Genomic DNA, 13,743 nt, shown 5'->3' on the forward strand with positions numbered 1-13,743 from the left:
TCGCTCAGCGCTCTCGACTACTCCAGCGCGGCGACGCTATGCGCCGCGATGTCCCGGGTCAACCCCGGCCTCCAACCCGCTGCCGACGCTGGTGGAGAACCCCGGAGGCCACGGCGGCGACGAAGGCGATCCACAACAGGAAGGCGAAAGCCGGGTTGATGTAGCCGGGGACGACGACCTCGTAGCCGGAGCCGTACGACGTCTCACAGACGAGCCGCAGCGGCAGAAAATCCCCCCGAAGCCCGACGAGCGCACCTTCCCCTCCGGGCCGCCGCAGCTCGCACTCCTGCCCCTGCTCCTGCCGCTCCGTGAGAAAGAGATGAAGGAGCCCCCAGGTATAGAGGGCGACCCCCGAGGCGACCGCGGCCAGGGACAGATCCCGGCAGGCCCGGTGCGGGGTGTACCGACGAAGATTATCCGGCGCGAGCCGCGAACACAGGTACACGATGAGCCCCATCAGGATCGCCGGCCCGACGAACAACAAGACGAGAAGAACACCGGGCTCGTGGCCCTGCCAGGGGTCGGATGCCATGCCGATGAAGCCTGCCATACGACTGTACGGCGACGGGGCTGTACGCCGATACGGGCCCCAGGGGGCGCGGGCTCAACCCCAGCTCCGGTCGATCACCTCCTCGACACCGCCGAGACAACGGCCGACGAACGCAAGCCCTCACCCGCCCACCCCCACCCGCTACACTGACGGCGGCGCGCCACTCCACCGGCCCGCCACGCCTTCGTGGGATCTGCAGGAAATTGGATCGCCGCAGGTCAAGGCGGATGTACTGGAAGGCCACCGAACGCGCCAGGGCGTTTTTCCCAACACGTTTCCAGGTTCGCGCAGGTAGCGCCAGGTCTCACACCGCCGACCGACTACCACTCCGAGCGCTGGCTGGAGCACCCGGGTCCGCCTCTCCAGACACGCCAGCTCACCCGTCTGGCGATCTAGAAGTTGCTACTCAAATAGCAGCACATAAGGCTTGAGGCGTGACTCTTCACGCCGCCCCTTGGGTGCCCTGGCCGCCCTTCGACCGCCGCGCGTACCTCCTCCTACTGGACGATCAGCACCGACTCCTGCTGTGCGGTGGATGTTGCGGCGGTTGGACCGTCCCGCAGGTCCGCATGGCGGGCAGAGCGCAGTTCATGGAGTCGGCTGTCCGATTCCTGAACGAGCAGTTCGGACTGACGAGTCCACGTTTCGGCTCCGTCTGCGGATTCCGCCAGACGCGCGCCGGCGACAACTGGGAGTTCGACCGTGTGACGGCGGCACGGGTCTTCATCGTCCGCATCAGCGACGCCGAGGGGGCTGCGATCGAGCAGAGATCGCCCACGCATGCTCGATGGGGTGTCGCGGACCTACGAAGGCGGAGGCGGGAGATCCACCCGGAGGGCATCGTCTTGTTGACCGCCGGATACGTCGAGGGATGGATTCCCGATGGACCCATCTCTCTTTGTTGAGCCCCGACGACTTGTAGGCATGGTTGCCGGGGCCAGCACTTCACCGAGGCGCCAGAACAAGACCTACCCAGCTCTCTCTCGACCGGTGCCGGGACATGTGAACCGCGTCGGTTCAGCGGAGGTCGGGGCCGCCCGCCTCTGCGAGCTCGCCAAGCAGGCTGATCTCCTCGTCGGCATCGTCCTGAGCCTCCGGGCCGACATCAGGGAACGATTCGGATTCTTCCCCTTCACCGAGATGTGGGTACTTCTCAAGGAGGAACCGCCGCCGGTAGGCCGTGTCAGCGGCGTCGACGATCGCCTCCAAGGTGGTCCAGTTGAGGGTGCCTCCGACGATAATCCCGAACGCGGGTACAGCCTTGCCCAGTCCCTTCTTGGTGAGGCGAAAACCGAATGCCCTCGCGAACTGCTGGGAGACCTTGGTGACAACCGCCTCGTTCAGGACGTCCCACGCCTTGCCGCGGACCAGTGCCTGGGTGAGCCGTGAGATGTCGGCCATCGCAGCGCTCTTGGCAGTAGCCGACGTCGCTGTCCCCGCATTGACGACAGACATCACGAAGAGCTTCTCCGCAGGCTCTTCCGGGTCGTAGCCGTAGAGCAGCGAGATCTGGCCGACGGAGCGGGACGCGAGTCCGAGGACAACCGCGGCATCAGCGGTGAAAGCGCCGACGATCGCGCCTCCCGAGGGTGCTGCCGCTGCGCCGGCGGAGGCGGCGACGGCGAGCTGCCCTCCGGAAATCACAAGCCCTGCGCCCGCTCCCGAGAGCGCTGCTGCGGCCGGGTAGTACCAACTCGATGCTCGTCCACGGACAACGTCGATCTGCTCGAGATCAAGGCGGCGTAGATCGGACAGGGATGTGATGTCGTGCCCGCGCTTATTGTGGAGCGCCACCACGCGTTTGAAGGAGAGCCCCGCTCGCGAGACACGTCCCACCGTCTGCCGTACGGACTGAAAGGCGGTGCCGCTCCAGTCGGGGAGGGCGTCGGTGGCACCGCGAGCCCCGGCACTGACCTTGCGAGCACCCTTGGCGGCGATCTCCTGCCCACGCGAAACCGCCGACTGGGCCCGTGGGTGGTTCTCCAAGTACTTCGTGGCACGCTTGCCGAGCTCCGAGGCGCCGGTGGCCACTTGTTCGCCAGCGCTCCTCATCACTCGTGACAGAGGGCGGCCCTTGAACCGTTGGATGTCACGCCATGCCGCGAGCTCGTAGTCCGAGGGATCTGCCATACCGCGATGGTAAGGGCCGAGGCCTACTCATTGTGTCGTAATGCCGAACATCAGATCACGCGCACAACAGAACCTCCACTCTGTCGACTTCGCCACCAACCGACGCGGCAACACCTGCGCCTACTTCGCCTGCTCCGGCAGGCGCAGGAGCGAACCGAACGGCGACTATTGGTAATTACTCAAGTCCAGACGAGCCAAAGGCGGTGTGCGCGCTCTCGCCGCCCCAACCGGTCGGGCTGCGCCAGATGACATTGACACGGAAGACATCGCGAATCGTGTCTACAGACCAGTCCTCGACCGGCGGTTCGGAGAGGACAAGGTAGAGACCGTCGGCCGGCGCGGGCAGCGTGTGGTTGATCTCGAGCAGCCGGGTCGCGCCCTCACGGAGGTCCGCGTAGGTGGAGCGGTCCGCGCCCAGGGCCTCGTAGAGGAACAGACCGTGCTCGGTGGCGCAGCTGACGTCGACGACCGGCGAGTCGGTGGGCTGGAGATCCGCCCAGAGAAGTGATGCCTTCAGCGCATGACGAACCGCTTCGTGCTTCTTGCACGCGCGGTCGGTGCCGGCGGCCGTCTCCAATGCGTGAAGGAGGCTGTCCTTCGTGGTCGCGGTCGGTGTTGCGGCGGTGGCGTCCGCGGTGGTCATCTGCACTTCTTCCTTCTGATCGGGTTGCGGCGGGACGACGACGACCGCGCCGTCGGAGTTCGGCTTCGTCGCCGTGCCGAAACGCTCCTGGAGCTCTCGCCGCGCTTCGGCGAGGGGCCCCGCCCAGCCGGAAGCTGCCAGCCCTTCCATGAGCCGACCCGCGTCGAACGTGCCCTCCTTGAGCGCGCGGTTGGTCGTCGCGGCGAGGTCGCGAAGAACTCCGAGTCGTTCCCTGTCCGGATCGCCGAACAGGTGAAGCACGTCGACCCAGTCAGCCTGGTCCCGGCGAAGGATGCGGTTGGCCATGCCCTGGAGTTCGGAGAGGCGGCTGCGGGCGTCGGAGACGTCGCCGTCGCTGCCGGTCAGCTCTCCCAGCACGTCCAGCGCCGCGAGATAGCGCCCCGCCATCCGCTCCGAGACGGGCGACCGGCCACGCTGATCGGCGGTGAGCACCGTCTGACTCGTGTCGTTCGCGAACACCCAGCAGTCCAGCTCGTCACCCCGGCGCGGGGGAACCGAGCCCTGGCGGACGGTGAGCACGAGCGGTCGGTCGATCACCGGAGACAGCGGCCTGACCTTGTACCGACCGCCGGAGACGTGGCCCACGACCTCGACCCGGACATCGCTGCCGATCCGGGGAAGGCTTTTCGCCGCGCCCGCCGGCCAGGCGTCCGGTGCCGCGGGTTCGGTATCGTCCGCGGCGGCGGTGAGCGCCGCCGGCAGCGGGGCGGTGTGCAGGACGGTGAGGCTCTGGGTGCTGCGGGTGAGGGCCACGTACAACTGGCGCAGCCCGGCGGGGCCGCGGTCGGCGATGGTGGCGGGCTCGATGACCAGGACGTGGTCGTACTCCATGCCCTTGGCCTGGGCGGCGGCCAGCACGGACACGGCCTCGCGGTGCTGCTCGCCGACGGCGTCGCCCTCGTCGATCCCGCGGCTGATCGCCTCCAGCCAGTCCGAGTCGTCGGGAACAATGACCGCCACGGACCGGGGGCTGCTGCCGTCGCTAGTGCGCACGAGCCGGGCCACCTGGTCCACGGTGTCGTCGAGTAGCTTCCACGGCTCGGTCGCCACGGTCCGCACGGCGTCCGCTCCCGCCTCACGGACGGCCCGCGGATACGGCAGGGACGGGGCGATCGTCCGTGCGAGAGGGGCTACGAACTCCATGATCTCGGCGGGGACGCGGTAGCTGGTGTCGAGCCGGGCGACGCTCCAGTCGCCGTGGTCGGAGAGGAGCGCGCCGAGCAGGTCCCAGCTCGTCGGGATGTGGGCGCCCGTCGCCTGCGCGAGGTCGCCCAGGACGGTCATGGAGCCGCCCGCGGCACAGCGCCGCCGCAGGGAGTGGGCCTGCATGGGCGTGAGGTCCTGGGCCTCGTCGACGACGATGTGGCCGTATCGCGGCGGGGTGTCCCCGCTGATCAGCACGCCGAGCTCTTCGAGGCAGACCTGGTCGTCGAGGGTCCACAGATCGGCGTCGGCGCTGGCGGCGCGGGCCCGCAGCAGGGCCGCCTGCTCGTCCTCGTCGAGGATGCCGTCGGCGCAGTCCCGCAGGAGGTCGGCCGAGTCGTAGAGGCTGCGCAGGGCCTCCCGGGGACCGGGGGACGGCCAGACGCGTTCGACGAGGCGCTCGACCCGGCGGTTGCGCTCCAGGTCACGGCGGATCGTGCCGGCCTGCCCACGACGCGGCGCGACGTCGGCGAGTTCCTGGAGGAGCCGGTCGACGAAGAGGCCGCGGAACCGGTCGCGCCGCTCCTAAAGGGCCCCTCGCCGGCGCGGGCTCGGTCGAGGAGGGCGAGGACCTCGGACTTCGGCACGCGCAGGGTTGTACTGCCGGCCGTGACGACGATCCCGGGCTCGTCGCCCTCGAACGAGGGCTCGACGGTGAGGGCGTCGAGAGCCTCGGGGCGGTAGTCGCTCTCGACGCGGCGCCGCAGCACGGCCGCCATGCGGTCGTCCGACTTCACCAGGCGCGCCTTCGGCGAGTCGGCGCCGAGGATCTCGCCCTCCCACAGCCGGTCCAGCTGGACGGCGTTGACGTCCCGGGTGCCGAGGGTGGGGAGGACCTGTCCGACGTAGTCGAGGAACCGCTGGTGGGGGCCGATGACGAGGATGTCCTGGGCCTTGAAGTGCTCGTTGTTGACGAGCCAGGTCACCCGGTGCAGACCGACCGCCGACTTACCGGTACCAGGGCCACCCTGCACAACGAGGATGTCCGAAGGGGAGCCTGTGACCAGCTCCATCTGGTCCCGGCGGATGGTCTCGACGATGTCCCGCATCCGCCCGCCGCGCGACCGCTGGAGCTCCCGCAGAAGGAAGTCGTCCGGCTGGAACGCCTTCCGCCGCTGCCGCCGCACGACGTCACCGGGGGTGGGGGCGGGCGGGCGGTCCGGGCCCTGGGGCGCCTCCGTCTCCTCCGCCACGCTGTCGTCGGCGGCTTTGCGGGGTTCCGGTACGGCGGCGAGCTCGGGCTCGGGCACGACCAAGGGCGCGGGAACGGACGCCGACGAGGAGATCTCGTCGAAGTAGCTCTCGACGACCTGCCGCACGCAGCGGAGCTGCCGGCGCAGGACCACCTCGCCCGGGGCCTCGGGCCGGGCCTCGATCCAGGTCTTCGCCAGGGGACTGGTCCACGGCAGCACCACCAGCTCGTGCGAGGCGTCATGCACGCTGCGGCGTCCGATGTACCAGGGCCGGGCCTCTCCGCCCGGGTCCTCCGGCGCATCGACGCGGGCGAAGACCAGCGCCTCTTCACCGAGCCCTCCGTACGCCGCCGCGCGGGCCTCCGCCTCGGCCCGGTTGGCGATCCCGTCCTTGCCGCTCGCCGAGGCGGTGGCTGCCGAAGTACCGCTCAGCTCGGCCAGCTTCGCGGCGTAGCAGTCGTATGCGTGGTCCACCGCCCGCTGCTCGCCGGCGAGGATCTCGTCCCGAGTGGTGGTGCTCATGTGCGTCCTCCCTGCGGTGTCGGGGGACACCGCCACGGGCATGTGCCCGTACCCCGCTGAAACAACTATCAGAAACCGGATGGTGACGAACAGTCAGTGGATCAGTTCTCGGACGAGGTCGTCGGCCTCGGTCCGCCAGGCCCGTACCTGGTCGTACGTGGGCCCGAGCTCGTACAGGTGGTAGTGGCACCCCAGACTCAGCTGGGACCAGAGGGCCTTCGCCCGTCGTGCCGTCTCCGCCGGCACGACGGAGTGCAGGAGGAGCAGCTTGGCGCGCCCCGTGGTGCGGGACAGCCCGGGCGTCGCGGCTTCCAGCACCCGGTCGACGCGGATCTCCAGCGCGGTCCGCAGCGCGAGGCAGGCGCCGCGGTGCCGGCCGGCGGTGGTGGCCTCGGCGAGTTCACGTTCGAGGAGGCGGTCGGCGGTCAGCAGCAGACCTTCGACGGAAACGGGAGAGGCGGTGGTCATGCGGTCACCTCCGGCTTGCGGATCTTCTGCGCCAGGTTCTCGACGTCCGTGACGAAGCGGTGGGGGTTGGGAATCGAGGCGCCGTCGGGATGGGCTCCCTTCTGGCACTGCTGGATCAGGGAGCATGCCGGGCTTCCGTAGCGGCGGCGCACCTCCTCCTTGACGTCGCCACCGCGCTTCACATCGCCGAAGAGGGCGAAGGCCGCGACCTCCTGGAACCTCTCCGCGCCGTCAATCGCGGCCTGGAGGTCGTGCTCCGATCCGCCGGTGCGGTGGTGGCGGATCCACGCGGCCTCCAGGAAGGCGTTCTCCAGGGCGATACGGCACAGGCCGGGCAGCACGTGGCTGTACGTCTCGGGGCGAAGGCCCGGGGTGGAGGCGATGGCCCGAGCATCGCCGATCGCCTGGGCCACAGGGTCGTCGACGCGCTCGACCTTCACCCGGGACCTCTCGCCACGCGTCACCTGGAAGACCATGACCGGCAGTTCCTGGTCGGTGAACGCCTTCTGCAAACGGGGGTCGTGGGTGAAGACGACGATCTGCCGGTGCCTGCCGATCTCGTGCAGCACCTGGGCGAGTCCGTGCACCTTGGTCGGGTCCATGGACTGCACGGGGTCATCGATGACGAGGAAGCCAAATGGGCTGTCCGCAGTCGTGGCCCTCGGCAGGAAGAGGGAGAGCGCGAGGGAGTGCAGCTCCCCCTGGCTCATGACGTCGAGCGCCGGGGCGTCCTGGCCGTCGACGGAAGCCGCCATGACGAGCTTGCGGACGTTCGCCTTCTCGCTGCCCTTCAGGCTCACGGCCGTGAGGTCGACGTTGCTCTCCTGTCGCAGGCGCTCCCAGATGCCCTGGGTGGCGTCGGTGAAGCGCTCCATGCGCTGCTCCCGCAGCTCGGTGGAGAGGCTCTTGAGCCACCGCACCGCCTTGCCGAGGTCGGTCCGCAGGGACTTGTCTCGTTCGACCCCACGCGCCTTGTCCGCCCAGGCGGCGAGCCGGGTGACGAGCGCGCGCCACCGTTCGTCGCGCTCCTCCAGTTCGCGGGCCGCGTGCCTCCTGACGGTGTCGCAGGCGTCGGTGAGAACCACGGCGGCCTCCTCAGCGCTCCGGGCAAGCTCGACGGGGTCGGTGATCTGCCGGCAGTCGGTCCACGCCTTCCACGGGTCGGTCAGGGCCGCGGGGATCCGCGCGGGACGCTCGATGAGGTTCTGGAGGTTCCGCGCGCCTGTCCGTACGGCGGCGCGCGCGTCCTCGGCAGTCTTCGCCTCGCGGCGCAGCTCCACGATCTGCCGGGAGGCACGGTCGTACCACTCCCGCCCGAGGACCCGTTCCGTTCCGCACGCCGGGCAGACGTCGTCGTCGGGGTGCCGGTCGGCGTGGGCAAGGGCCTTCTCCAGCAGGTCGGCCCACAGCCGGGCGTTCTCGGCGTCGGTGCCGTGGAGGTCCTCCACGTCGGCGAGGGCGATCCGCAGCCGCTGGACGGCCTCCCCGACCTCCGCCAGGTCGGGCCCGTGCACCCCGGCCTCGATCTGGAGCTCGGCGAGCCGGCTGTCGTCGGCCGGGGGGAGGCCGGCGACGAGCGCGTCGATGGTGTCGAGGTCCAGGGCTCCCGGGGTGTCCACGGCGAGCAGGGCCTGTACGGCGCGGTCGTCGTCCTCCAGCGCGTAGAGGGCGTCCTTCAGACCGGGCAGGGCATCCCTCGTCTCCTTCGCGGTGGTGGCGAGGGCCTTCTCCCGCGCGCTCAGCCGGCTGGTCGCGGTGGAGAGCAGGTCCATGCCGAGGATGGTGGCGATCGCGTCGTACCGCTCGGACGGCTTGCCGTTGAGCATGAGGTCGAGGTCGGTGTACGAGAGGAACGGCCGGTGGTCGGCGATGGCCGTGTCCCAGCCGGCCTCGGCCAGGGGGACGGCTCCGTGGCCCGGGCGATTGAAGGTGGCCTCGGAGCTGCCGAACTCCTCGCTCGTCCATGTGCGAGTGAGGGTGCTGTTACCGGTGTCGCCCTCGATCACGAGCTTGAGCTCGATCTTGGGGCTTTCGGCGTTGTGGAGGTTGGCCCAGTGGCCGCCACGCGTGGCGTCCTGGCCCGGCCGGTGGGCCCGGGTGCCGGTGAAGCCGACCTCGATGGCGTCGGCGAGGCTGGACTTGCCGGAACCGTTGCGGCCCACGACGAGGTTCACACCGGGGCGGGGGCTGAGGCTCAGCCGGGCGCGGGGACCGATGCCACGGAAACCGTTGACGGCGAGGGAGTCGAGGTAGACGCGCCCGGAGGCGGCGGACGACGTGGTGGTGGTGCCAGCATCGGCGGTGTCGCTGCCGAATGCGTCGCGGAGAAGGGCCTTGACGGGCTCGGGGAGAGCCGACTCGGCCAGGCGCGTCGTCACCGTCTCGGCGAGGGGAAGCGCGGTCTGCTGGTGCTGTTCCGTCTCGGTCACGAAGGGCCTCCTGCGCGGTGTGGCGGGGATGAGGCGGTGTCATGCACCACCTGCTGACAGGACGGAACGTTAAAGAGAAAGCGAGACTGACTCTCTACGATGCACTGGTAACCCGGGTTATCAACTTCCGCTTTAAATACGCTAGTTGAGCTCGCCGCCACCTCCCTCTCACCTCTTGGCATGACGAGGCCCTGGCGCCGGGCGGCTCGACGGAGCCGCAACTCTGGGGCCAGGGCCTCGCCGCGACGGTGATCGTCGCCGCCGCCGGGCCGGCACATAGGTGCGCCGGTGGCCCGACAGCCCGTCGCCCGACCGGTGTCGTCGTTCAGTCGTTGCCCAGGGTGAACACAAGCCCCCCGGAACGGAGTTCGTCCTCGGTCTGGGTGAGGCCGCCGCGGTGGGACACCTCCACCGTGTAGAACTTGGAGCCCTGAGGTATCCCTTCGATCGCGAACGGGAACTCGCACCCGAGCGCGGTCTTCTTTCCGCCTTCCAGCTCGCTGGTGGCGACGAGAGTGCCGTCCGCGCCGGTAACGTTGACCTGCGCACCTCGCTGGATGTCCGAGTAGCCGTCCAGCCCGGTGCAGTCTTCTCCCTCCGCAAGGAGGGAGAAGGAGGAGTCGGCGAGGGTGAGCGTGCCTCTCGTACCGAACGTCTCCCCGGCGGGGGACGCGTCGCCATCGGCCAAGGAGACGGCCAGCCAGCAGCCGCCCATGACCGCGGCACCGAGGACCACGCCGACGGCGAGGACCGCGAGGCGGGGCAATCGGGCCCAACGCGCACCGGCCGCCGCGGCGTCGGAAGCGGGAGCCGGTCCTTCTCCCCCGGATGCGGGCGGTTCCGGAGGCGGCGGGATGCTCGGAGGCTGTTCTGGCGGGACGGTCATCGAATGCTCCTTCCATCGGGGGTGCGGCGGTACTCGTCGAGCGCCGCGGCGGCCCACAGGGGGACGAGCCGCGGGAGCTCGTCCGGGGGAACGGTGCCGCGCACGGCGCGCAGGCCGAGCTTGGCCAGGGAGTCGGCGGCCTCGTTCAGGGGGTTGCCGACGTGGGCCTTCTCATGGACGAAGGTCAGGTTCGGGGTGTACTCGACGCACATCTGGAGCTGGACAAGGCTGGGGCTGCGACCCTGGGACCGCAGCGCCGTCTCGTACCCCTCCGGCATCCGAGTACCGCCGGCCTGCCAGGCGCGGAGGTAGCCGAGGGCGTCGAGGCTGTCGACGCGCACTTCGACGGGGCTGCCGGGGCGTGCGGCGAGTACAGGCTTCAGCCCCCAGTGGACCGCGCGCAGTTCGGAGACGGTGACGCGGGTACGGGGGCGCGCCAGGTGCTCCGGGTATTGGTGGGCGCGAAGTCCGGTGTGGCCGGTCGTGGCGAGGAAGCCGATGGAGGCGTGCTTCCTGTCCGCGGAGGCGTCGGTGGCGAGGACAACGGGCCCGGGCACGGCCTTGGTCTCCTGGTCGATGGCGATCCCCCGCCGGCCACGGGACGCGGGGCGAGGCGGACGGGCGAGGGGAGAACGATGACCCACGGTTCCTCCGGCTTGGGACGAGGGGAGCAATCACTTCGCGGGGGCCGCAGCCCCGATCGGTGGCTCAGCCGGCCTTCTTCCATGGCATGCAGCCCTTGACCTCCAGGTACTCGCCCTTGCGGACGGTCACCCGGGTCTGCCCCTGGACGTTGCCGTTGGCGATGATCGACGTGAGCTCGCCGGAGGCGTCCTTGTGGCGGGCCCAGTAGCAGTTGGGGATGAGGCTGTCCGCCGCGCCAGCGGTCTTGTACGTGCCGGCCGCGATGTCCTCGCCGACCAGGTACTGACCGTCCCCCTCGAAGGAAGTCGCCGGGCCGGGCTTCGGCTTGGGAGACGGGGGCGGGGTGCTCGGGGCCGTCGTGCGCGGCGCCGACTCGGTGGCCGGGGACTCGGGTACACGCGTGGTCTCGGCGGCCCGGGAGGGTGCGGTGACGGTGGGCGCGGGCCGCTCCCGGCCTGCCTTGCCCTCGGTGTCGCCGGGGCTGCCGATCGCCACGCCGACGATCAGGGCGACGAACGCGGTCACGCCATGGGTCAGCCAGGCCTTCCCACGGGACGGCCTGCGAGCAGGGGCCGGCGGCATCGGCGGCGGGACAGGACCCCAGCCGGGGCCGGGGTCAGGGGATCCGGGCTGTATGGGGGACGTGCCAGTCATGACGAGGCTCCCTACCTCCGGGGATCGCGTGGTCGTCACGCGATCGGCCTGTGGACGAGGAAAACCTGTCACTCCAAGTGAAGGATTCTGCTCCCTTGTTTTGATAAGAGGGGTTATCAGGCAAACAAGGGATCTTTTCTTGATCGGCGGTAGGCTTCTGCCATCCGTCGCTGACGGCTCTGCCCGGAGCTGTAGCGGCGGTCGCGATTCCACGGAGCTCCGTGGACGTACACGAGAGCCCACGGGAGGGTGACCGATGAACAGCCTGACACCGGTCGACGGCTCCCCCATCCTGCCCGGCCCGCTGTCCTGGCGTATCGGTTACGCCGAGATTGCCGCCCTCGCCCAGGTGAAGCGGCCCGTCCCCACCACCTGGAGCCGGCGCCACTCCGACTTTCCCGCGCCGGTGACCCGCGAAAACGGCAGCCCGCTCTTCGACGCCCGGGAGGTCGTGGACTGGCTGGTCCGGACCGGCCGCGGCAACGCGGAGCCCCGCCGCCTGCGGGCAGAGGCGGCCCTGCACACCCTCTCCGCCTGGCGGTCCTGTCTCTCCGCCCCCGACCTGGTGGGTGCTTTGACGACCCTGATCTGCCTGCGCCAGCAGCACGACGCCCCCGTCGGAGAGAAGGCCTGGGACGACCTCCTCTCTCAGGCCGCCGACCTCGACGCGGAGGACACCTTCCTCCTCTCCGAGTTGCAGGCCGTCCCCGACCCGGACCGCCTGGGCCCGCCCCTGGGAGCGCTCGCCGACGAGCTGACCGAGGCCGCCTACACCCCCGCCGAAGCGTTCGACTGGGTCCTGGAGGCCCGCCGCCGCCTCGGCTCCCACGATCTGGCCGCCGACGAGCCCACCCCGGCAGTGGCGCACGCCCTCGCGGCCGTGGCCGGTATCGACAGTCTGCCCGACGAGTCCGTCCTCGCCACCCCGTACGCCCGCAGCGGTGACCTGCTCGCCGCCCTGCACGCGACGGCGGCCGAGGACGCCGGCCACACCTACCTCGCGGCCGAGCCCGACCCGGCGCTCGCCCGTCTCGTCCGGCGCCGAATGCTCGTCCGGGGCGTGTACGAGTTCTCGCTCGATGTCGCTGAGGGCGAGACACTCTCCACGGAGGACTGGGGCGACCCCGACGTGCTGGTCTGCGCGCTCCCGTACGAGGCGGGCGAAACCCGCAGCGCCCGCCAGGCCTTGGAACGGATCCAGGACCTCACCGACTACCTCGGTGACGGCTCGACGGCCGTCGTCCTCGGCCCGGCCGACGCGCTGGTCCGGCCCCTGCCCCGGCACGGCGATGCGGACCGGCTGCGCCGCTCTTTCCTCGACGAGGGCCTCCTCAAGGCGGCGATCAGCCTCCCCGACGGAGCCTTCGCCTACCGCCCCGGCTACCGCACCGCCGTCTGGATCCTGGCCCGCACACCCGAGGAGGAGCGCACGGGCCGCGTCCTCCTCGCCGACTACTCCGCCCAGCCGCTCACCGAACCGGTCCTCGACGCGCTCGCCGAGGACGTCACCATCTGGCGGGCTACGGGATGGCGCGGGGACCGCCGTCACGAGCTCCGCCACGCGGCTGTCGTGCTGGCGAAGGACCTCGACGATCGGCCGGGCTCGGCCTTCACCCCCCAGCACCGCTCCCCCGAGGCCCGGTACACCCGGACCGTCGTGGAACGCCCGGCCCGCATCGCCGACGTGGAACGGCGCCTCGCCGAACTCGACGAGCGGGCGACGCGCCAGACCGGCGTCGACGGCTCTCTGCAGACCGGGGCGGTCCTCCGCCCCGAGGACCAACAGGTCCGCCGCACGACCGTCCGCCGACTCCTCAAGGACCGCCGCCTGCGCCGCCGCCCTGGCCACCGCGTCGCCCGCGAGCACCTCTCGGCCGACGGTCACTACGCGGTGATCGGCCCGGAGGAGATCCTCGGCGCCGCACGGTTCGGCAGCCGCCGCATCGACCGGGGCCTTGTCCTCACGGCGTACGAACACGTCCAGTTCACCGAGCCGGGCGACCTCGTCGTCACCACCAGCCCGCACTTCGGTGTCCACGTCGACACCGAGGGCCTGTCCGTCGTCGTCGCCCCCGCCCGCATCCTGCGGGTCCACCCCGACGCCGACCCGCCGGTACGCCCCCGGGCCCTGGCGGCTCTCCTGCGGGCCGCCGCCTCCGAGCACGGCCGCACCAGCGGAGCCGTACGGGCGTCACGCGGCATCGAGGACCTGAGCGTCCCGGACCTGGGGCTCGAGGAGCTGGAGCGGTACGAGGCAGTGCTCGCCAAGATCGAACGCCGGGCCGAGCTACTGCGCCAGCAGTCCCAGGCCCTTGACGACCTGGCCCGCATCACGGCCGCTGGCATGACCGACGGCACCCTGACCATCCAGAACTTTCCCGAAACCGCCAGCTGAAGGA

9 protein-coding genes and 1 pseudogene are annotated in these 13,743 nt (G+C 70.5%); 2 read left to right on the forward strand and 8 right to left on the reverse strand.

Annotated features, from left to right (window positions below):
- Window positions 1-58: 58 nt before the first annotated feature.
- On the reverse strand, window positions 59-550 hold the full coding sequence (locus ACIRB7_RS24405) for a hypothetical protein (protein WP_403602410.1): 492 nt from the start codon (window positions 548-550) through the stop codon (window positions 59-61).
- A gap of 434 nt (window positions 551-984) precedes the next feature.
- Here ACIRB7_RS24405 and ACIRB7_RS24410 point away from each other — a divergent pair, with 434 nt between their 5' ends.
- A complete protein-coding gene (locus ACIRB7_RS24410; protein ID WP_403602412.1) occupies window positions 985-1,455 on the forward strand; it encodes a hypothetical protein in 471 nt (156 codons plus the stop codon).
- Window positions 1,456-1,567: 112 nt separating this feature from the next.
- Here the strand turns inward: ACIRB7_RS24410 and ACIRB7_RS24415 are convergent, their stop codons facing one another.
- The 7 genes and pseudogenes from ACIRB7_RS24415 to ACIRB7_RS24445 all read right to left on the reverse strand — a co-directional run bounded on the left by ACIRB7_RS24415 (window position 1,568) and on the right by ACIRB7_RS24445 (window position 11,215).
- Entirely contained in the window at window positions 1,568-2,680 is a 1,113-nt protein-coding gene (locus ACIRB7_RS24415; RefSeq protein ID WP_403602415.1) for an EcsC family protein, read from the reverse strand.
- Between the two features lie 175 nt (window positions 2,681-2,855).
- Window positions 2,856-6,262, reverse strand: a pseudogene (locus ACIRB7_RS24420) (HelD family protein).
- A gap of 93 nt (window positions 6,263-6,355) precedes the next feature.
- Complete coding sequence (locus ACIRB7_RS24425; RefSeq protein ID WP_403602418.1) at window positions 6,356-6,730, reverse strand: hypothetical protein; 375 nt, start codon at window positions 6,728-6,730, stop codon at window positions 6,356-6,358.
- Window positions 6,727-9,159 (reverse strand): AAA family ATPase, encoded by a 2,433-nt coding sequence (locus ACIRB7_RS24430; protein WP_403602421.1) that lies wholly within the window; start codon window positions 9,157-9,159, stop codon window positions 6,727-6,729. The genes ACIRB7_RS24425 and ACIRB7_RS24430 overlap by 4 nt, the downstream gene beginning before the upstream one ends.
- Before the next feature lie 325 nt (window positions 9,160-9,484).
- Window positions 9,485-10,045, reverse strand: coding sequence for a hypothetical protein (locus tag ACIRB7_RS24435; protein ID WP_403602424.1), 561 nt, complete (start codon window positions 10,043-10,045; stop codon window positions 9,485-9,487).
- Window positions 10,042-10,602, reverse strand: a complete 561-nt coding sequence (locus ACIRB7_RS24440) for an RNase H family protein (RefSeq protein ID WP_403602427.1) — start codon at window positions 10,600-10,602, stop codon at window positions 10,042-10,044. The genes ACIRB7_RS24435 and ACIRB7_RS24440 overlap by 4 nt, the downstream gene beginning before the upstream one ends.
- A 151-nt stretch (window positions 10,603-10,753) precedes the next feature.
- Entirely contained in the window at window positions 10,754-11,215 is a 462-nt protein-coding gene (locus tag ACIRB7_RS24445; protein ID WP_403602429.1) for a hypothetical protein, read from the reverse strand.
- Between the two features lie 385 nt (window positions 11,216-11,600).
- On the opposite strand from ACIRB7_RS24445, the gene ACIRB7_RS24450 reads away from it, so the two are divergent.
- Window positions 11,601-13,739 (forward strand): N-6 DNA methylase, encoded by a 2,139-nt coding sequence (locus ACIRB7_RS24450; RefSeq protein ID WP_403602432.1) that lies wholly within the window; start codon window positions 11,601-11,603, stop codon window positions 13,737-13,739.
- Window positions 13,740-13,743: the final 4 nt, after the last annotated feature.

This window comes from Streptomyces sp. NPDC093795 (assembly GCF_044764665.1).
Classification (GTDB): Bacteria; Actinomycetota; Actinomycetes; order Streptomycetales; family Streptomycetaceae; genus Streptomyces.

Coding starts and splice junctions, on each gene's coding strand:
- ACIRB7_RS24450 (WP_403602432.1), top strand. CDS start 11,601: ATGAACAGCCTGACACCGGTCGACGGCTCCCCCATCCTGCCCGGCCCG.
- ACIRB7_RS24435 (WP_403602424.1), bottom strand. CDS start 10,045: ATGACCGTCCCGCCAGAACAGCCTCCGAGCATCCCGCCGCCTCCGGAA.
- ACIRB7_RS24415 (WP_403602415.1), bottom strand. CDS start 2,680: ATGGCAGATCCCTCGGACTACGAGCTCGCGGCATGGCGTGACATCCAA.
- ACIRB7_RS24425 (WP_403602418.1), bottom strand. CDS start 6,730: ATGACCACCGCCTCTCCCGTTTCCGTCGAAGGTCTGCTGCTGACCGCC.
- ACIRB7_RS24405 (WP_403602410.1), bottom strand. CDS start 550: ATGGCAGGCTTCATCGGCATGGCATCCGACCCCTGGCAGGGCCACGAG.